Raw genomic sequence first — 18,666 nt, 5'->3', positions numbered from 1 at the left:
GGGTTCAGTGCTTTCTGCTGGGACCCAGCAGTAAGGCCGCACCCACCACGACGGCAGCGATGACGAACACCCAGCGGAACTGAACCTCGGCCAGGGCGGTGACGGCGTCCTGGCCGATCAGCGCGGCGATCGCCACGATCAGCGCGGCGAGTCCGGCGAGGAACAACGGAGCCGACGGGCCCTGCCTGCTCGAACTCTGTGCCGCGGTGTCCGAAGAACTGTCTCCGTGGCCGTATTCGGTGTGAATTCCGTTGTCGCTCATTGCTGCACCACTTTCAGTTCTCCGAATGTCGCATCGCCTTCGATCGTCAAGACCGGCGCGTCGGGTCGTGCGTCCTTTCCGGCGCGGACGCCGGGATCACCGCACTCGGCCGAACCGAATTCGGCGTTGCATTTCGTCTCGATGCTCATCGTGCTCGGTACGGTCACCACGGCACTGCCGAACGTCACATCGATCGCCACAGTCTTGTTCTCGGTGAGCGTCAGGCCGGTGAGGTCGAGGTCCAGTTCACCGAAGCCGACGTCATAGGCGGGGGCAAGTGCGGCGGCGGTGATGGGGGCAACCCGTTGCGCGCCCGACACGCTGTCGTCCAGATTCACCGGCCCGACAACCGATGCCAGGACGACGAACCCGGCCAGCGGCGCGCCGACGACCAACAGGCCGTAGCCCTTTCGGAGAAATGCGCCCAGGATCAGACCCACTGCGATGATCGACAACGCGACGGCACCGACGCGGCCCGGAGTGATCCAGTCGGAACCTGTCAGTGCTCCGAGCCCGGTGGTGACGGCAGCGCCGAGCAATGCAAGGCCGAGAAAGCTTGCCGTCCAACGCGATCGACGCTTACGTTCGATCGCTGCCGGTGGGAAGGTGCCGGCCGGTTCGGGGAGGTCCCACGCAAACGGTGCCACTCCCAACGGGTCCCACGACGGAGGTGTCACGGCCTGAGGTGTGGTCGGAACGGCAGTGGCAGAAATACTTTCGGCACGTGTGCTCTTGGTGAGGTCGACGGTCGGTGCAGTACCGGATTCCGATACCGGCTGTGTTGTCTGCGGTGTCGGCTCGTAGCTCTTGGGCAGCGTCGTGTACGGGGTGTACTGCTCGTACTGGAACTGCGGCGGCCGGTATTGCGCGGCGGACCACTGCTCCGCGGAGGTGGTGGTCGAGCCGAACGGGGTCGGTGCGTACTGCTGCCGGGTGAATTCCGCTGTTCGCAGGTACGGCGGCGGCTCGGGGCAGCGCTGGTGAAGCAACCACAGTCCGCCGAGCATCGCCGCGAGAGAGATCACGCCGGATCCGCCGAGTCCCACACCGGCCGGACCGAGTGTCGACAGTGCGATCACCAACGCGACCGCCACGACGACGGTCTTCGTCGTCGAATCGGAACTGTGCCCGCGGCCCACCATGGATTCGACCCCCGAGGCGGAGTCGCCGGCGCGGCTGAGGACCAGCCACGCCGCCAGGTACAGCACGATTCCGGTGCCGCCGAAGAGGGTGGACACGACGAATGCGACCCGGATCAGTACGGGGTCGACGTCGTATCGGTAGCCGATACCGGCTGCTACACCCGCCACGTGTCCGCGTTGCGGCAAGCGGTGCGGACGGGTGCGCCACATCTGCTGTAGCTGATCCGAGACGGTCACGTTGTTCATGACAACCATCGTGTCGGCTCGAACCTCGGAACACATCAGGGATTCCCCTGATCTCGTACCCCGGACTTGCACCCGGGTCTGTTGCAAGGGCGAAAGATCAGGGCGAACCCTGATGCGGTACTGCCCCCGGCCGTGCCAGGATCGTGGGCGTGCACCCTGTCGACAATCCAGCCGTTGACGCCGCCGTCGGCGCGTCCGCCGCGCCCGGTGCTGCGCCGTCGACCCGCCCACTCCCGCCGCACCCTGTCCTGGCGTCGGGTTCGGCTTCTCGTGCAGCGTTGGAACGTTCGGCCCCCGCACCGTATCGACGCCGCGGCGGCGGTCGTATCGTCGGCGGCGTCGCAGGTGGACTCGCCGATCATCTGGGTGTCGACGTGTTCAAGATCCGGGTGGCGTTCGCGTTGCTCGCGGCGTCCGCCGGTGCAGGGATCGTTGCGTACGGCCTGATCTGGATGTTCACCCCGGTCGGTGACGACACGGCACGTCCGAGCGCTACCGAGCGGCAACGGGCATTGGGACTGGCCGCCATCGGCCTCGGACTCGCCGTCGGTCTGGCCTGGTTGCTCAGTGGTACTGCGGCATCGGTTGTCGTGCCGGTCGTCGTGGTCGTCGTCGGTGCTGCCCTGGTGTGGCGAGAATTCGATGCCGAGGGGCCGCGGACGGCGCTGGGGCTGCCCAAGCAACCGACCGTGCTCAGCTGGGCTCGTGTCGTCGGCGGCGCGACGTTGATCGTCCTGGGCCTGGCCGTGGTGGTGTTGGCCCGCGTCGATCTCGCGTCGCTTCGGTCGTCCCTGTTGGCGGTGGTGGTCACCCTCGTCGGAGTCGGTCTGTTGACGGTGCCGATCTGGTTGCGGACCTGGCGTGCGCTCGGGGCCGAGCGATCGGCGCGTATCCGAAACGACGAGCGTGAAGAGATTGCGTCGCATCTGCACGATTCGGTGCTGCAGACGCTGGCGCTCATTCAGAAGCAGGCGGATCGGCCGCAGGAGGTCATGCGGCTGGCGCGTGGGCAGGAGCGAGAACTGCGCAAGTGGTTGTTCGACGGCGGCGACACAGACAATTCGAGCTTGGCCGATGCGCTCAAGACCATCTCCGGCGAGGTCGAGGATCAACACGGCGTGACGGTCCGTCCCATCACGGTCGGGGACGTGCATCTGTTGCCGGACGACGTCGAATCGGGGCTGTCGCGCGAGAGCTTCACCGCGCTGCTGGGGGCCACTCGTGAAGCTCTGGTCAACGCGGCCAAGCATTCCGGTGAGACCAACATCGATCTGTTCGCCGAAACCGAACCCGAGCAGGTCAGTGTGTTCGTCCGCGACCGCGGTACGGGTTTCGACGAGTCTGCGGTGCCCGAGGACCGACAGGGACTGGCCAAGTCCATCCGTGGACGAATCGAACGCCGCGGCGGTTCCGTACAGGTGCGGTCCACAGTCGGTAAGGGAACCGAAGTACGAATCTTCATGCCACGCAACGGCGGGGCAGTGACCACCGAATCCGAATCCAACCATCAGGAGCAGCCGACGTGACCGACCCTTTCCGCGTTTTTCTGGTCGACGACCACGCGGTGTTTCGCTCGGGAGTACGCGCCGAACTGGGCCGTGAGGTGGACATCGACGTCGTCGGGGAAGCAGGCGGAGTCGCCGAGGCGGTGTCGGGGATCGATTCCACCAAGCCCGACGTGGTGCTGCTGGACGTGCACATGCCCGACGGTGGTGGCGTGGCCGTGCTCAACCGAATCGCCGAGGGCCCGGTGTGCTTGGCGCTCAGCGTGTCCGACGCAGCGGAGGACGTCATCGCCGTCATCCGGGCCGGCGCGAGGGGGTATGTCACCAAGACCATCTCCGGCTCGGAACTGGCCGATTCCGTCCGACGCGTAGCCGGGGGAGACGCGGTGTTCAGCCCGCGTCTTGCCGGCTTCGTCCTCGACTCGTTCACCGGCCGCAGCGCAGCGCCCGAGCCGCCGTTGGATCCGGAATTGGATTCGTTGACGCCCCGTGAACTCGAAGTGCTGAGGTTGCTGGCGCGCGGCTACACGTATCGGGAGATCGCCGAGGATCTGTTCATCTCGGTCAAAACCGTCGAAACGCACGCGTCCAATGTTCTTCGGAAGACCCAGCAATCGAACAGGAATGCACTGACGCGGTGGGCGCACAAGCGTCGAATCGATTAGGCCGTCTGCGTTGGGCTTGACCTTCGACCGACGGGAAGCTTCAGGATTTCGGCATGACTGATTCGGACGAAGAATTCCTGACCATCGGTGTGTTCGCGCGCGAGAGCGGGCTGACCCCCAGCGCGCTGCGGTTCTACGACGATTGCGGCTTGCTGGCCCCGGCGTCCATCGATGCACAATCGGGTTATCGCTACTACACCCGCGCACAATCGCAGCGGGCGAACATCATTCGCCAGCTGCGCGAGATCGGGCTGCCACTCGACAAGGTTGCCGCTGCCCTCGACGGCGATGGAACTGCCGCCATCGAAATCGTGGATCGACACGTCGAAGCTCTGGCTGCACAGGCGCGGGCGGCAGCCGAGGCAGCAGTGTCGATTCGCCGACTGTTCGACCAGAAAGACTGCACGGCAACGGTATCAGCCGAGGATTTGGCCTCGGCGATGGCGCAGGTCTCGTCGGCGGCCGGGACGAGCGAAGAATTTCCGGTACTGCAGGGCGTACTGATCGAGGTGGACGGAAGCAGTGTCACCCTCACCGCGACGGATCGGTATCGATTGTCCACGCGCAGTCTCGTCGCGCAGTGCTCGCCCGGATTACCGTGGTCGCGAATCGTAGCCGTCGGATCTCTCGAGGCCGTCCCCGCGTCGGGCACCCTCGTGCTGACGCGAACCGAGGAGTCGATGGTGATCGACTCCGACGGTTCTCGGGTGCCGGTGAACACGGTCGACGGTGAATTCCCCGACTGGCGCACGATGATGGACGGTCTGGCTCCGACCGTGACGAGGGTTGTGCTGCAACGAGATTTCGTTCCCGTCGACGGCAGTACCCTGCGTATCGAGGCCGGGCCCGACGGTTTCTCGGTCGATGGTGTTCCGGTTCCTGCACGGGTGACCGGTTCACAGAGCGTTGTGTTCTTCGATGCGGCCGTTCTGCAGGCCGCCGTTGCATCGGCCGTCGGACCGGATCTGATGCTCGATATCGCTGCACCGGATCAACCGATGCTGGTGCGTTCCGCGGTCGACGGCGCTCTGACGACGTTGGTGATGCCGGTTCTCGGCTGAACGGACGGAGTGTGCGGGAGTTGTTACAGCAACAGGACGACGGCCAGGATCAGAAGAATCACGACCACGACGAGTCCGCCGAGGACGGCCGTTGCCGGGATGGACGTCCGGTCGCCGATGACGTCCTCGATGCGCATGAGTGCGTCCTGGACCGGGTTCTTTCTCTTCTTCGGCAGGTCGAACGGCGGCGGTGAGTACGAGGAGGGAGTCGGATCCGTTCGGCTTTCTCCCGGTTGCACGGCGGGCAGACCGGCGATGGTGCGTCCGAATTCTCGGGACGGTCGACGAGATTCCGAGACGGGAGTCGACCGTCTCGCCCAGGCGGGGACGACGCCGTCCGCTGAGGTCAGAGGTACTCCGCGCAACTGAGAGATAGTGCCGCGCTTGCTTATTGCGGCAAGAATGATCTCGTCACGGGCCTGCGCCATGGTGGGGCGTCGAGCTGGATCGGGCTCGAGCATGTGCAGTAGTGGGCCGGTGAGGTCTCCGCTGCGAGTGGGAGAGATGATCTGCCCCTTGGCAACTCGGTGCAGGAGCGCAATCGAATCGTGATCGATGCCGAAGGGCGGCGCACCTTCCATTGCGGTGTACAACGTGGCACCGAGGGAGAACACATCGCTGGCCGCAGTGGGGTCCTGGCCGCGGGCGACCTCGGGGGCGAAGTATGCGGGGGTGCCGGTGATGACGCTGTCGTCGGCTTCCTCCACGTCACCCTTGGCTCGAGAGATGCCGAAATCGCTGATCTTGACGATGCCCAGATCCTTGCCGCGGTCGGCGATCAGAATGTTGCCCGGCTTGATGTCGCGATGCACGATTCCGGCGTCGTGTGCTTCGGTCAGGGCGTCGGCGATCTGCGCACCGATCTGAGCGACTTCGAACGGTGGTAGTGAGTCGGTGACGCCGAGCGCCTGCGCGAGGCTGCGTGAGGACAGGTATTCCATGATCAACCACGGCTCGCCGTCGACGAGAGCGACGTCGTGCATCGCGATGGCGTGTGGGCTCGACAGGCGGGCCGCGATCCGTCCTTCGCGCATGGCCCGGTTGCGCACGTCCACTGCCTGTTCCGGGGTCAATCGGGTGGTGGAGGTGACCTGTTTGACGGCCACCTGCCGGTGCAGAAGGGTGTCGGTGGCGAGCCAGACCGCGCCCATGCCGCCACCGCCGAGCTTGCCGGCGAGACGGTATCTGCCGGCGAGGAGGTAGTCGGGCCCGACTACCCGTCGAACACGCTGCTGATCGGTCACGTCCACAGGTTAGTGGACGATGCCGCGGTGTGCCCGCAGCAGCGGTACTACCGCCTCTACCAGGGGCTACGGCATCGCCTTGACGAGTTGCCGTCCGAACGGCTTTACTGGGTGCAGATCGAAATTGTGTTCGAATACGTCACTTCCCGCGTCCGTCGAACACCGGTGTTTCGGCTCGATTTTTCATGCAGTGAAGGGGAGTGACATGTCTGTTTCCGAGGCTGCAGCACAGGCTTCCGTACCGCCGGACGCGCTCGACGGGTTGTCGCTTCCCGAGCGGGTGGCGCTGCTACGCAGTCGGATGGCTGCCGTACCGTCTCGCGGTGAAACGGCCTCGGTGCGCATCGAGAATTCTGCTCCCGTTCGTCCCCGCCCTACCGACCCCGATTCCGACCCCGAATCCGACGTCGTCGACAGCTCGGAGCAGGTGTCGGTACCGACCCGTAGGCGGCCTGTTCTTCCGGTGCCGTCGGCGCTGATGGAGGTTCTTCCGCACGGTGGTCTGGTTCGCGGAACGGTGGCCTCGGTGTCCGGTGCCGGTTCGTTGTTGATCGGGTTGGTGGCCGCGGTGACCGGTGCCGGTGGCCATGTCGCCGTCATAGGTCAGCCCCGCTTCGGGCTGCTGGCTGCGGTGGAGATGGGCGCGCAACTGAGCAAGTTGGCTCTGATTCCCGATCCCGGCCCCGACCCGGTGGAAGTGGCGGCGATCCTGCTCGACGGCGTCGATCTCGTCGTCCTCGGTCTCGGCGGCCTGTCGGTACCACCGACTCGGGCCAGGGCAGTAGTGGCGCGCGCCCGCAGCAAGGGATCGACGTTGGTGGTGACCGACGGGCACTGGGACGGAGCCGAGCTACGACTCGACGCGTCGGTGCACGGCTACGACGGCCTCGGCACCGGCCGTGAGCTGGGGCGTGGCCGGCTGCGTGGGGTTCGATTGTCGGTGTGCGCGCGGGGCAAAGCGATGCGTCCTCGTACGGTTCGATTCGACTTGCGTGCGGAGAACGGCCGCATCGAATGGCACGCCGAACAGCAGGAGTCGAATCCGTTGTCGATCGCGGTCTCGACATGAGTACCGGCCAGTCCAACCGTGTTCTGGCGCTATGGTGTCCCGACTGGCCTGCCGTCGCCGCAGCAGCTCAGGCCGATCTACCGGCGACGCATCCGGTGGTCGTCACGTCGGCCAACCGGGTCGTCGCCTGCTCGGCCACGGCACGGGCGTCGGGCATCAAGCGCGGCCTACGTCGCCGGGAGGCGCAGGCGCGGTGCCCCGACGTGCATGTGGCCGTTGCCGATACCGATCGTGATGCACGCCTGTTCGAGCCCGTGGTCTCGGCTGTCGCGGCCATCGCCCCCGGCGTCGAAGTGCTGCGGCCGGGCCTGTTGGTTCTTGCAGCGCGTGGTGTCGGACGGTACTTCGGTACCGAGCATCGCGCCGCGGAGCGGTTGATCGACGAAGCGTCGGCTGCCGGTGTCGAATGTCAGATCGGGATTGCCGACGAGTTGTCCACCGCAGTCGTCGCCGCACGGTACGCACAGGTGGTGCCGCGCGGTGGTGGTGCCGGGTTTCTTTCGCCGTTACCAATTGCCGAACTCTCGGCGGAACCCAGTATGGCCGCAGCCGATCGTGGTGAACTCGTGGATCTGTTGCACCGCTTGGGTTTACGCAGAATCGGGGACTTCGCTGCCCTGTCTCCGTCGGATGTGGCATCGCGATTCGGTACCGATGCCGTGCTGGCGCATCGCAGTGCCCGCGGTGAGCCCGAAAGGCCGCCGTCTGCCCGTGCTCTGCCTCCCGACCTGGATGTGGAGTATCTGTGCGATCCGCCGATCGACCGGGTGGATGCAGCCGCGTTCGCCGGGCGCGCATTGGCCGAGCAGCTGCACACCAAGCTTGCCGCGGCTGCTGTTGCGTGCACTCGGTTGCTGGTGCACGCCAGTACCGGTAACGGTGAGAATTTGTCGCGAATCTGGCGGTGCGCCGAGCCGTTGACGCCGGAGGGCACGGCCGATCGCGTGCGGTGGCAACTCGACGGCTGGATCACCGGACGCAGCGAGAACAAGCCGACGTCGGCGATCACCGTCCTGCGCCTCGAGCCGATCGAAGTGGTGGCAGCAGGGGAGTTGCAGCTGGGTTTGTGGGGCAGTGTCGGTGACGAGGACGACAGGGCGCGTCGGGCGTTGGTACGCGTTCAGGGTCTGCTCGGCGGCGAATCGGTGCTCGGGGGTGTTCTCAGCGGTGGACGCGGGCCGGCCGAGCGGATCACGTTGCGTCCACTGGGAGACGAGTTGGTGCCGCTGTCCGATCCATCGGCCCCGTGGCCGGGCCGACTACCCGAGCCGGCACCGGCGGCGGTGATCGAGACACGCCCGGCAGTGACGCTGATGAATCGGGCGGGTTCGGGAATCGGCGTCACCGACCGCGGTGTGTTCGATGCGCCGCCCAAGAGATTGCGGTGGGGGACCAAGGAATGGGAGTTGACGGGCCTGGCCGGGCCGTGGCCCGTCGACGATCTGTGGTGGGACAGCGGGCAAGGATCGACGGGGCCGACGGCGCGGGCACAGGTGGTGCTCGACGACGAAAGGGCGTTGCTGCTGGTGTTCGACGACGGTCTGTGGCGGGTAGAAGGAATCTACGAGTAGGAACCGCTACCGTCGGGGAAATGCAGATGATGTCCGAGACGGTCGACCTCGATGGCGTCGACATCGCTTATCGCTCGTTCGCGCCGCTGGAACACACGAGTGCGGTGCCGGTGATGCTGGTGCACGGCATGGGCGGAGACAGCGGAACCTGGGATCGCTTCGCTCGGGCTCTGACCGCGCACGGTCGTCGGGTGATCACCGTCGATCTGCGCGGGCACGGCAAGAGTGCCCACACGCCCACGTACGAGTTCGACATGTTCGGCGGTGATCTCCTCGCCCTGATCGATCACCTCGGGCTCACCGAAGTCGATCTCGTCGGGCATTCACTCGGTGGATACGCGGTCTCGCTCGTGGCGCAGCGTCGCCCGTCTCTCATCCGACGCCTGGTTCTCGAAGAACTTCCGATACCGATCAGGCCCGGGGACGCCCCGCCGACCCTGACCGGCCGGATGCCGTCGGTCACCGAACTTTGGCATGCGGCGACCAGCGTTGTTCTGCATCCCCGTGCGGTACTCGCGTTCGATCGATCGATGACCTCCACTGCTCTCGAGCAGTTCCGTCGGCCGAACCCGCGGTGGTGGGAGTCGTTGGCCGACATCACTGCTCCGACGTTGGTACTTCGTGGAGGTCCGGGCGGCATGGTCGATCCGGTTCGGCTCGACGCGATGGTGGCGAGCATTCCGAACTGTCGAGTGGAGGCATTCAGGACCGGACACAGCATCCACCGCGATGGCTACTCAGCCTTCGAAGCGGTAGTTCGTCCATTTCTGACACAGTAATCTGCTCTCATGTCGCTGACTGTGCTGGATCGGAAGCTACTGGGATGGTCGGCGTTGTTCGTCGTCTCCCAGGCCAATATCGCCCGGTTGCTGGGACCCGCGGCACCGAAAGTGCTTGCCGTGCAGACGGCCTGGTCCGAACAGCGGTACCGACAGATTCTGGCGAGCATGGACGAGACGGAGATCGCCTGCTTTCGCAGTCATTATCTGCCCGACTTCGTCCACCCGGCCATCTATGCCATCGCACTGCGTGCGGGTGCGAGGAGCTTGGCGGCGAAGACTCCGCTGAGCCCTGCAGTAACGACGGCATTGGCTCTCGCTCCCGTGGCCTCCGCTGCCGGTGACTACATCGAAAACGTCGTCGGGCTGATACTGGTGGACAACCGAGAACAGATCTCCGACACCGTCGTACGGGCCACCACCGTGGTCAGCACCGTCAAATGGATACTGGCCATCGGCTCATTGACATACCTGAGTCAGGGATTTCTGCGAGTGTGGGCGAAGGCTATGTAACGGATAGCCTGCCGAGCTCACCACCGGTATAGCAGTTTCGATAATTCCTTACCAATTTAAAGAAGCGAACTATCAGCATTTTTAAGGAAAGCTTGAAAGACACCATCATCGAATCCACTTGCGTCTCGATCAAAGACCTTGGCGCAAGACTTCTGCTTCGTCTAAACCAACGCGGGAAAATTGAGCGGACAATTTCTCAGCCACTCTCTGAGCGTGGGCGGTCTTAAGCTCACCAACCCACCTCCATGTCTGACCGGACGTTGAAGCGAAACGTCGAACCCCATTGTACGATCGGGCCTGAACGACACCCGAATCGCCAGCCTTAAATTCTTGCATTAGCAACCTCGCGGGCTTTGCGCGGACCCGTAGGCGAACAAAACCGCTCTCGACGCGATCATCAGGAACAGTCAGTAGCCCATCGCCAGGCACGCCGTCACCTTCTTTAGCAATTTCGAGAGGAAGTAAGGGAAAGTCTCTTTTACCTTCAATTCTCACGCTGTCGCATAGTGGCTGCACACATACTGCATACGCGCCACGTTGTTCGATTATCGAACCCAACTGTAGAACTGGAACAGGCTTCGAGTATCTACTGCGCATTGACATTCGCACTGCGAAAAGACGATCGGAAGCGATGCGTTCATCCGCGCTGGATGAGAAGAAAGCCGCCCCCTCCCGCCGCATCTTTTCCAATTTGTTTTTACTTGTTCCAGAATGAATTAAATGCGAAACTACCGAGTCGCTAAAACCGTCGGACAGTAGCTCTAGTCGTAAATCTGCCGTCACAATCTCCCACTCAGTAATTCCGCGAGGTGACAGATGCTTGTTATGATTTAACCACTCCTTGATTCGTTGGAACCCCATGTGACTACCGACTTGATGGTCTTGCACAATCGCAAGGAGCTCGGATGCGATAAGCGACTCGACCTGCCGTTCGACATCTTCTGGATGTGGAACGGAGACGCGCTGGCCGAGTATCGCCGCATCCAATTCTGGTGCCAACGCAGCGATTAGCCGGTGCGCATCGTTTCGGATGCCAGCAAGGGCTGACAGTGACGCGCTCGTTGCAAGCCCCATGCTGTGGCGGCTAAATTCCTCCACTACCACCAGCGGTAGTGATGAAATTTTTCTCTTCCTATTCGACAACGCCCGCGGCAGGTGTTGAACATGCTCTTTGGCGAACACTGCTACGCGAACGGGGCCACGACTAAACGCGAGATTAAAGCCGGAATCCCAATGGACTTCATCCTTCGTTAAGCTTCGGTCTGTCGCGATGCAAACACGTTCAGCAATTTTCTCAAGGTCAGGTTCGCCGGTATAAATAATAAAGAGCCTGAGTCGACGCTTTGGAGATTTAGTATCATCCTTCAAGACCAAATCAATTAATTTTAACGTAGTCTTACCGTCATCTTCGTTTAAGTTCCAATCAAGTATCAGCGCGTCGGCTCGTTTGGCTGTCTTTACGAATGCTGGTTTGAACTCTTCATTTTCCTGACTGGTTTGAGGAGAAAGGATCGCGCAAGTTAGGCCCTTTTCCGCAAAACAGACGGAAACCTCTTGTGCGTCCAGTTCATCTCCAACGAACGTCTCGGACGGTGGGCTCAGCTTCGTTACGCCACCGACTTCGTATGGGGTTTCATCGTCACCCCAGCTCTCCCCACTATCAACTTGCGGACGCGATGCTTTGCGGAACGCTTCATCGTCAATCATCAAGACAGTTTGCAGAAAGTCCAAAACTTGCTTCTGCACATGCCGTTCAAACCTGGATACCATTTCATTCCTCGCGTTGATTCGGAAGTACGATTTCGAATCGGGCGCCTCGATCCGGCGATGAAGCGGCTAACTCAATATCGGCACCATCGCGACGCAGAACTTCTCGGGCGACGTAGAGGCCATATCCCGAACCGGTTGGCTTCCTAGAGAATCCCTGCTCGAAAACGGATTCCTCGTCTCCCAGCTTTACTCCACGTCCGGAATCTGTTACAGAAATTTTATTACCAATTTTATCTAGCGTGATTTTTCGAGGACCTGAGTATTCTGACAGCCAGTAAATGGCGTTATCAATAAGATTTACGAGTACCGGGTACAGCGTTGATGGAAACATTCGGACCCGAAGTCCTTCGAAAGTTTGACTAGATTGGAGATCAATTCGCCCACTCTCCAGCTTTCTCTCGAAGACGTCGTTTAAGTATCTTATTAAATCAACTCCCCGAATTTCCGCCGGTTCTCGGTATAGCCTCCGGTGGAGTGGTGTGAAAAGCTTAAGGTAACTGTCGAGATGGTCGAAAGACGCCCGCAAGTCTGTGTAGAGTGGCCTCAGCTCTGAATTCTGCTGCGCCCATTTCCTTAGTCGCCTAAGGTTGTCTCGAACAGAACGAATGCTATTTTCAAACTCATGAGTGACAATATTGACTGCCATGCCAATTTGAACTAGCTCAAAGTCCTGCGCGGCACGTTCCGTAAGTGACTCAACACGCGCTTCTAACTGTTCCAGCTGGTCGAGCAGTGACACAGTGGTTGCTTGTTCACCTGGTTGTACCCAAGCAATCGAGGCAAGCTGTTCGGTAACGGACCGCATTATTTCCGAATTCACCGCCGCCGAGTCCCTGACCCTGCCTTCCAAGCTGCCGCACAAGAAACTAAATTCTTTGTCAGATAGCATCGAAACATCTGTGGCAGCGGACTCGGAAACAACCTGCGCCACTGTGGAGTCCACCGAAGTTTGAGCTTTGCGAGCCAGTTCCTTGCTTCTGTTGTTCGTCTCCACTGTGAGCTTAGAAAGCTCGCGACGGGCATTAGCAGATTCGGATTTGGCCTCGGACACTGCATCGTCAATATGCTCGTCAAATCGCAGTCGTCTGTGCAGTGCAGAATTTAGTGCAACGCCCGCGGAGCCAAGAGCCTCCTGAATCTCTCGTTCCGTGGGTTCAACTGTCGATGATAGTATTTCTGCTCTTGTCTTTTCGTACGCAAGAGTACGTCTGGTTAGTTCGGGACTAAGAGCGACACCGCGTGGACGTTTAACTTGAAGTCTATCGATTAAGTCGCGCAGGTCCGCGCGCGCTTTGAGCTCGGCCCTAACAAGATGCTCCACTCCTAAGTCAGGGTCGCTTTCCTGCTGCGCTCGCTCGATTGCTGCCCTAACCGAATTGCTTATCTCAGAAGCATTGTTGTCATGCTGCCCAGAATCCACTAGATCGAAAAATCGATCTAGTGCGGTACTGTACTCGGACCGGCGCGCCCTAACCTGCTTACTTCTTACACGGCGCGCATTCTCCATTCGTTCGTTTGCGATTCTGCCCTCGTCGTAAATCTCGGTCTGCGTTCCGCCCTCACGGAAAAACTCAGCCGCAACCATAATTAGAAAATTCTCAAGAATCGAACGGAATTGGCGGTAAGCTTCATTTGTTGCGAAACCTTCTCGCCCCGCCTTTTCGCGCAGTTTGCTATTATTTTTTCGGGATATTTCGACAGCCCCAAACATGCGTCGGTGAGAAAAGAAGTGATCCGAAGCCGACTTTGTTCGGCGTAGCTCGACATCGAGCCAGTCAAATCTATTGTCACCGTAGGGAAGTACGCGTATGCCATCTCGGTACAGGTAAAGGCCTCCGTACCGTTCGAGCTTTTCTGATATCAGGAAGTACTCATTGGGTTCAAGTCGAGATTGCTTTTGTCTCCCTTGAATATAAGCTAAGTTCAGGCTGAATGGTCCACACTGCGTCTTCGCGCCTCTTGCCTGTCTCCAGGGTAAGGGAAACGAAATTGGTTCTCCTCCGAAGATGGACACAGTCCCCGAAAACTGACCGTACTCGTCAAAATCGCCTTGAAAATGGTGGTCTGCACGAAGAAACTCCTCGACTGTAAAGAACTCTTGCTCTTCGATTAGATCTCGAATATCATCTGGTGCGCGATGGTCGCGAAAAATAGTTTTTAGCTCAGGCTCTGCATGGCCTGGCGTCATCGTATTTGCGAATCCAATCAGCGTTCTGAGGAGAGTTGGAGATTCGCGTGGGTTTAGCGATTCCAGATCCGCTTTGAGGTCCGGTGATGTAGGCAAGATGACAAATGCAGTTCCCGATTTCAACTCCGCCAATTTAAAGCCAGCAATTTCCGAGACTGAGAATGGATCGTTGGTACACCATTTTTCGATGTCTGTTTTGACTCGGGCGTAAAGTCCCTTATCATCTTCAGTCATTAAACTCTCTAGATTATCCAATATCTGTTTTCCCATGCTGCCAATATCGGGAGTTTCACCGGATTGAATTTCGCAGACAGGTATCGTCAATTGAGAGAGGTCGGCATGTGCAAGTTCAAAAACGCCCCAATGTACAAGTGCTGCAATACGAGGGTGGCCGATTGCTTTGCTGATGACTAGTGTTTGTGGACCGATGGCGGCTATGGCGAGACGTCCGATCCCTTTTTCGCCAAGAATTGCGCGTTTGGGGTGAGATTCGCTAAGCGGACCGCGCTGTTCTACAGATTTGGAGGACGTTCCCAAAGTGAGCCATCTAAGCTCAAAGTCACTTCGTGACATTCCATGGCCATCGTCACGCAGGATGAAGGTATCCCTGTATCGGATGAAATCAGCTGCGGCAGTGGTGGCATAGGCGTCATGTGCATTCTTGAAAAGCTCACTAATCGCGCTGGGGATTCCAGCGATTTGTTGGCGACCAAGCATGTCAACTGCCCGTGCGCTGGTCCTAAACCCAGCCATGCTACTGGGCCAATTCGCTATCTAGATGGTGAATAATTTGCATTCCCATAGTCTTTGCGACTAGTACAGGTACCGCGTTTCCTATCTGTTTTGAAACTGATCGTAAGCTGCCGAGAAATTGAAATTTTGGGGGAAACGTCTGAAGCAGCGCAGCCTCACGAGCGCTAATCGCACGATCTTGGACTGGGTGTCCATATCGCCCGTTTGTAAGGTCTGTGCACTTTGTAGTAAGAACTGGGGCAGTCGCGTCGTAACGCATGCGACCGTATGTGTCTTGATGGCCTTTCGAGTTGCGGTGACAATCTAGCCAGAGCTCTTGGGGCCACTGGGAGCGACTTCCGCCGTCAGGTAGGGCAGAAATTCGACGTAAATTTAAATCGCCCAGTGATCTGCACCGGTGAATTGGATCAGTATGGTCAGTTTCGCCAGCTCGCAATGGTCTAAGGTGGCCAATGTAGTCTCTGACCGTCGTATACGGAATGGTGTCGGTGCCATGAGTGGCTGACGGGATGTCAATAGATCCGTGCCGAGAGGCAAGAAGCACGAGCCTCTTGCGGCGTTGCGGGACTCCATAGTCCCGGCAGTCGATGATTTTCCAGCTTGGCGTATATCCTGCTCGACGAATGTGGGCAAGGAACCGATTCCATGTGGATCCGCCCGTGACTTTCTGGAGGCCAGGGACGTTTTCAACCAGAATGACGTCTGGTTCCAATCGATCGATAAACGGTAGGAGTGTAAGCAGCAAGGAGCGCTCGCGATGTCGAGCGCGAGATGCCGACGGACGCATCGTACTGTATGGCTGGCAGGGCGCACATGCAGAGAACACGAGCGGTGTTCCTAGACCTGCGAGGTGGTCGAAAGCGTCGATCTGGAGCTCGCGTATGTCGGCTTCGTGGAATGAAGTGTTGGGAAAATTGGCCCGAAAAGTTGCGGCCGCCTCCGAGTCGAAGTCGATCGCGGCTGCAATGCGCATTCCAGCTGCTTGTAGCCCAGTGCTTGTGCCTCCGCAGCCCGAGAAAAAGTCGATTACTGTCGGGTTGAGTGAGGATCCCAGACCGACATCGGACGAGTGACGTGTTGGTGAGTTCACTTGCATCCTGTCTGGGTCAGTGTGGCTTGAGTGCTAGTAGCTAAGGTCAGGGTGTCGTTCTGTGAACTGCTTCCACTAATGGACGGTTGTCCGCGGGTTGCTGCGACTCGGATTCCATGAAGAAAAGACGTCTCGGAGTTGGCCCGAAACAGCGTCACCAGGCCTCGCAATCTCATCGCTCCTGACGTTCTTGGGCAGTCCATTCATTCGGTTGTCCCACTCTACCCATACAGTTCCGCTTGGTCCGTGATTGGCAGCCGCAACAGCCACGTCTGGCGGAACTCCTGCCGCCGGGCGTCGAGCAGATCGAGACTGCCCTTGCGTGGTTCGATACCGCCGACGGCCAACACGTATCGGCCGAGTTCGTCACGCGGTTCACGGCTGAAGTCAGGCAAGCGGCTTGCCGCTACAGGCGCGTTGGTCTTCGTTGTGTGCCATGGTGATGGCTGCGTGACGCCGTTTTGCTATGCAGCAGCTGTGGGAAATTCGTCACCGCTACGTCGATCGGGTGCGGTACTCGCCGACGTCGGGGCGCTCGATCCTGCACGAACTCTCCGACGTCGAACTTACGGAGTTGGTCGAGTATCTACGTGCTCGCCTGGCCGAAGGTGAGTTGATCGAACGCGATCGCTGGACCCTGTGGACTGCCGTGGCCCCCTGACGTGCACGTCACCAACTGGTGCCGGGTACCAACCTGCCGATGCGGCGGACGACCTTGCCTATACGCGCGCTGGGGGTCGACGGGTCGTACGGCCGAACCCGATAGGGCGCTTTCCCGTCTTCGACGGGTACCGGCGTTTCGCCCTTGGCGGCGGCCGACTCGGCGAATTTTCGGTAGTGCTGATGCATCGTGCGATCTTTGCCCTTGGGGCTGAAGATGGCCCCGAACTGTCCGAGTGTTCCCAGTGGGGTGTCGATTCGCTTCGGCTTGTCGCTCAGCGCGCGGATGACGATCGCGGCCGCCTTCTCCGGTGAGAAGACAGTGCCGACGTTCTTGTCGCCCGTCGGGGTGATCATCGGGGTGTCCACCAGCGGCATGTGAATGGTCGTGTAGGTGATTCCGTCCGAGAGCGTCTCTGCTGCAGCAACATCGGTGAAACCGTCGAGTGCTGCCTTGCTCGCCACGTACGCCGAGAACCGAGGAGGGTGCCCCAGCACTGCAGCGCTGGAGATGTTGACCACATGCCCGAAGCTGCGTTCGCGCATGTGCGGCAGTAGCGCCAACACCACACGAATCGCTCCGAAGTAGTTGACGGCCATGGTGCGTTCGTAATCGTGCAGTCGGTCGGTGGAACGGTAGAGCGCGCGGCGAATGGATCGGCCCGCGCTGTTGACGAGCATGTCCACATGCCCGTGGTCGTGCAGTATTGCTTTCACTGTTCGTTCGACCGACTCGCTGTCGGTGACATCGCACGAATACCCATGAGCGACATGGCCGTCGGCGCGAATCTGCTCGACGACCTCGTCCAACTGATCTTGGCCGCGCGCGAGCACGATGACCACCGCTCCTTTTCGCGCTGCGGCCTCCGCACTGGCTCTGCCGATACCGGAGGACCCGCCGGTGATGACGATGTGGCGTCCGAACAGCGGACCGCGTGGATCGTCTCGGCGGTTGCGTTTGGGGTCGAGATTCTCCATCCAGTATTGCCACAGGCGGTCGGCGTACGTCCGCAGCGGCGGCGGTGCGATGGAGCTGCCCTGCAATGCTTTCTGTGTCGTTGCGGACTCGAAGACGGTCGGCAGAGTTAGATGATCGAGCATCACCGGCGGCACGCCCAGATCGCGAAGCGCAGCGTTGCGTTGTTTCCGAACCGCTGCGGATGTGGGTGACACCACGGGGGCAACCAGCTTCCCTGGGATGTCGACGATTCTGGCGCGGGATCCGGCAGCCGAAGAGAATGCGGAGTACACCTCGGCCATCGACTGAGGCTCCGGATTCACCAGGTGAAAAACGCTGCCGGACGGGGTGTCTCGGTGAACCAGTTCCACGATGGCGTCCGCGACGTAGTCGACCGGAACCAGGTTGGTGTGTCCGATCTTGGGTACCGTGATCGGCAGGAACGGAGGCAGTTTCGCCAGCTCGGCGAACAGTGGAAAGAAGTAGTACGGGCCATCGATCTTGTCTGTCGCGCCGGTCTCGGAGTGTCCGACCACGGCAGCGGGGCGGTACACCCGCCAGTCTGCGGAGCTGCCGCGAACCAGTTTCTCGGACTCGAACTTGGTGCGGTGATACGCCGTCGGAAAGTTCTGCCCCTTGTCGAAATCGTTCTCGGAGAACGTCCCTCGGTAGTCACCTGCCACTGCGATCGACGAGATGTGGTGCAGACGAGCGCCGGTCCTTTTTGCCAGTTCGACCACCGACGCTGTTCCGGCGACATTGGTCGGGGTTTGCTCGTCTCCCGCCGTGAGGTCGTAGACGGCACCGAGATGCAGAATGTGATCGACGTCGGCCGGAACGTCTTTCAGGCCGAGCCCGGGTTCGACGAGATCGCCGATCAGTGGGCGGATTCTGTCGCCGCCGTCCAGATCGTCGGCCAGCTTCTCGAGTCGAGCGACCGATTGCGGTCGAACGAGTACATGGACGAGGGCGTCCGCATCACGTCCGAGAAGTCGGGGCAGCACGTTCTTACCCAGAAACCCCGTACCGCCGGTCACGATGTAGCTCGCCATGCGAGGCGACCTTACTCCTCGGTAAGTTTGACGGCTAGTTGTAATGAGCAGGGACGTTGTGGACGGCGTGGCAGCGACAGATAGGTGAGGACCTCCGGTATCGGTGTGGTTACCACAACTGCACCGACAACCGAGAGG

At 60.5% G+C, this 18,666-nt stretch carries 15 protein-coding genes; 8 read left to right on the top strand and 7 right to left on the bottom strand.

The window, feature by feature from the left end; all coding sequences use genetic code 11:
* Positions 1-4: 4 nt before the first annotated feature.
* Positions 5-262, bottom strand: coding sequence for a hypothetical protein (locus CH285_RS00950; RefSeq protein ID WP_027496370.1), 258 nt, complete (start codon positions 260-262; stop codon positions 5-7).
* Positions 259-1,650: a PspC domain-containing protein gene (locus CH285_RS00945; protein ID WP_094642610.1), complete on the bottom strand. Its 1,392-nt coding sequence runs from the start codon at positions 1,648-1,650 to the stop codon at positions 259-261. The genes CH285_RS00950 and CH285_RS00945 overlap by 4 nt, the downstream gene beginning before the upstream one ends.
* A gap of 248 nt (positions 1,651-1,898) precedes the next feature.
* On the opposite strand from CH285_RS00945, the gene CH285_RS00940 reads away from it, so the two are divergent.
* Genes CH285_RS00940 through CH285_RS00930 form a run of 3 tightly spaced genes read left to right on the top strand, consistent with a single transcriptional unit; the run spans position 1,899 to position 4,881 of the window.
* A complete protein-coding gene (locus CH285_RS00940) occupies positions 1,899-3,176 on the top strand; it encodes a PspC domain-containing protein (protein ID WP_255032218.1) in 1,278 nt (425 codons plus the stop codon).
* Entirely contained in the window at positions 3,173-3,820 is a 648-nt protein-coding gene (locus tag CH285_RS00935) for a response regulator (RefSeq protein WP_032365604.1), read from the top strand. The genes CH285_RS00940 and CH285_RS00935 overlap by 4 nt, the downstream gene beginning before the upstream one ends.
* A gap of 53 nt (positions 3,821-3,873) precedes the next feature.
* Positions 3,874-4,881, top strand: coding sequence for a MerR family transcriptional regulator (locus CH285_RS00930; RefSeq protein WP_032374665.1), 1,008 nt, complete (start codon positions 3,874-3,876; stop codon positions 4,879-4,881).
* A gap of 23 nt (positions 4,882-4,904) precedes the next feature.
* Here the strand turns inward: CH285_RS00930 and CH285_RS00925 are convergent, their stop codons facing one another.
* Positions 4,905-6,125 carry a serine/threonine-protein kinase gene (locus CH285_RS00925; protein ID WP_176458564.1) on the bottom strand — a complete coding sequence of 407 codons (1,221 nt, stop codon included), beginning with the start codon at positions 6,123-6,125 and terminating at the stop codon, positions 4,905-4,907.
* Between the two features lie 205 nt (positions 6,126-6,330).
* Between CH285_RS00925 and CH285_RS00915 the strand changes: the two genes are divergently transcribed.
* From CH285_RS00915 to CH285_RS00900, 4 genes are read left to right on the top strand one after another with little or no spacing between them, the layout of a single operon-like run.
* Positions 6,331-7,194: a hypothetical protein gene (locus CH285_RS00915; RefSeq protein ID WP_032387024.1), complete on the top strand. Its 864-nt coding sequence runs from the start codon at positions 6,331-6,333 to the stop codon at positions 7,192-7,194.
* On the top strand, positions 7,191-8,765 hold the full coding sequence (locus tag CH285_RS00910; RefSeq protein ID WP_094642609.1) for a DNA polymerase Y family protein: 1,575 nt from the start codon (positions 7,191-7,193) through the stop codon (positions 8,763-8,765). The genes CH285_RS00915 and CH285_RS00910 overlap by 4 nt, the downstream gene beginning before the upstream one ends.
* Before the next feature lie 20 nt (positions 8,766-8,785).
* Positions 8,786-9,544 (top strand): alpha/beta fold hydrolase, encoded by a 759-nt coding sequence (locus tag CH285_RS00905; RefSeq protein WP_373454711.1) that lies wholly within the window; start codon positions 8,786-8,788, stop codon positions 9,542-9,544.
* A 9-nt stretch (positions 9,545-9,553) separates the two neighbouring features.
* Complete coding sequence (locus CH285_RS00900; protein WP_094642594.1) at positions 9,554-10,057, top strand: hypothetical protein; 504 nt, start codon at positions 9,554-9,556, stop codon at positions 10,055-10,057.
* A gap of 129 nt (positions 10,058-10,186) precedes the next feature.
* Here CH285_RS00900 and CH285_RS27395 read toward each other — a convergent pair whose 3' ends face one another.
* The 3 genes from CH285_RS27395 to CH285_RS28590 are packed head-to-tail and all read right to left on the bottom strand — an operon-like array spanning position 10,187 to position 15,864.
* Entirely contained in the window at positions 10,187-11,827 is a 1,641-nt protein-coding gene (locus tag CH285_RS27395) for a response regulator receiver domain (RefSeq protein WP_255032217.1), read from the bottom strand.
* 1 nt (position 11,828) lies between these two features.
* Positions 11,829-14,732 (bottom strand): ATP-binding protein, encoded by a 2,904-nt coding sequence (locus CH285_RS00895; RefSeq protein ID WP_176458563.1) that lies wholly within the window; start codon positions 14,730-14,732, stop codon positions 11,829-11,831.
* 37 nt (positions 14,733-14,769) lie between these two features.
* Complete coding sequence (locus CH285_RS28590) at positions 14,770-15,864, bottom strand: DNA cytosine methyltransferase (RefSeq protein ID WP_094642592.1); 1,095 nt, start codon at positions 15,862-15,864, stop codon at positions 14,770-14,772.
* Between the two features lie 460 nt (positions 15,865-16,324).
* Here CH285_RS28590 and CH285_RS00885 point away from each other — a divergent pair, with 460 nt between their 5' ends.
* The gene (locus CH285_RS00885; protein WP_176458562.1) at positions 16,325-16,519 is read left to right on the top strand and encodes a hypothetical protein; all 195 of its coding nucleotides are present in this window, start codon (positions 16,325-16,327) and stop codon (positions 16,517-16,519) included.
* 8 nt (positions 16,520-16,527) lie between these two features.
* Here the strand turns inward: CH285_RS00885 and CH285_RS00880 are convergent, their stop codons facing one another.
* Positions 16,528-18,528 (bottom strand): SDR family oxidoreductase, encoded by a 2,001-nt coding sequence (locus CH285_RS00880; RefSeq protein ID WP_032365596.1) that lies wholly within the window; start codon positions 18,526-18,528, stop codon positions 16,528-16,530.
* Positions 18,529-18,666 lie beyond the last annotated feature (138 nt).

It is taken from the genome of Rhodococcus sp. 05-2256-B1 (assembly GCF_002258465.1).
Lineage (GTDB): Bacteria > Actinomycetota > Actinomycetes > Mycobacteriales > Mycobacteriaceae > Rhodococcoides > Rhodococcoides fascians.
Note: the sequence above shows the minus strand (reverse complement) of the source record. Positions and strands in the feature narration are given on the sequence as shown.

Coding starts and splice junctions, on each gene's coding strand:
- CH285_RS00930 (WP_032374665.1), top strand. CDS start 3,874: ATGACTGATTCGGACGAAGAATTCCTGACCATCGGTGTGTTCGCGCGC.
- CH285_RS28590 (WP_094642592.1), bottom strand. CDS start 15,864: ATGCAAGTGAACTCACCAACACGTCACTCGTCCGATGTCGGTCTGGGA.
- CH285_RS00900 (WP_094642594.1), top strand. CDS start 9,554: ATGTCGCTGACTGTGCTGGATCGGAAGCTACTGGGATGGTCGGCGTTG.
- CH285_RS00910 (WP_094642609.1), top strand. CDS start 7,191: ATGAGTACCGGCCAGTCCAACCGTGTTCTGGCGCTATGGTGTCCCGAC.
- CH285_RS00945 (WP_094642610.1), bottom strand. CDS start 1,650: ATGAACAACGTGACCGTCTCGGATCAGCTACAGCAGATGTGGCGCACC.
- CH285_RS00950 (WP_027496370.1), bottom strand. CDS start 262: ATGAGCGACAACGGAATTCACACCGAATACGGCCACGGAGACAGTTCT.
- CH285_RS00885 (WP_176458562.1), top strand. CDS start 16,325: ATGCAGCAGCTGTGGGAAATTCGTCACCGCTACGTCGATCGGGTGCGG.
- CH285_RS00895 (WP_176458563.1), bottom strand. CDS start 14,732: ATGCTTGGTCGCCAACAAATCGCTGGAATCCCCAGCGCGATTAGTGAG.
- CH285_RS00905 (WP_373454711.1), top strand. CDS start 8,786: ATGCAGATGATGTCCGAGACGGTCGACCTCGATGGCGTCGACATCGCT.
- CH285_RS00880 (WP_032365596.1), bottom strand. CDS start 18,528: ATGGCGAGCTACATCGTGACCGGCGGTACGGGGTTTCTGGGTAAGAAC.
- CH285_RS00915 (WP_032387024.1), top strand. CDS start 6,331: ATGTCTGTTTCCGAGGCTGCAGCACAGGCTTCCGTACCGCCGGACGCG.
- CH285_RS27395 (WP_255032217.1), bottom strand. CDS start 11,827: ATGGTATCCAGGTTTGAACGGCATGTGCAGAAGCAAGTTTTGGACTTT.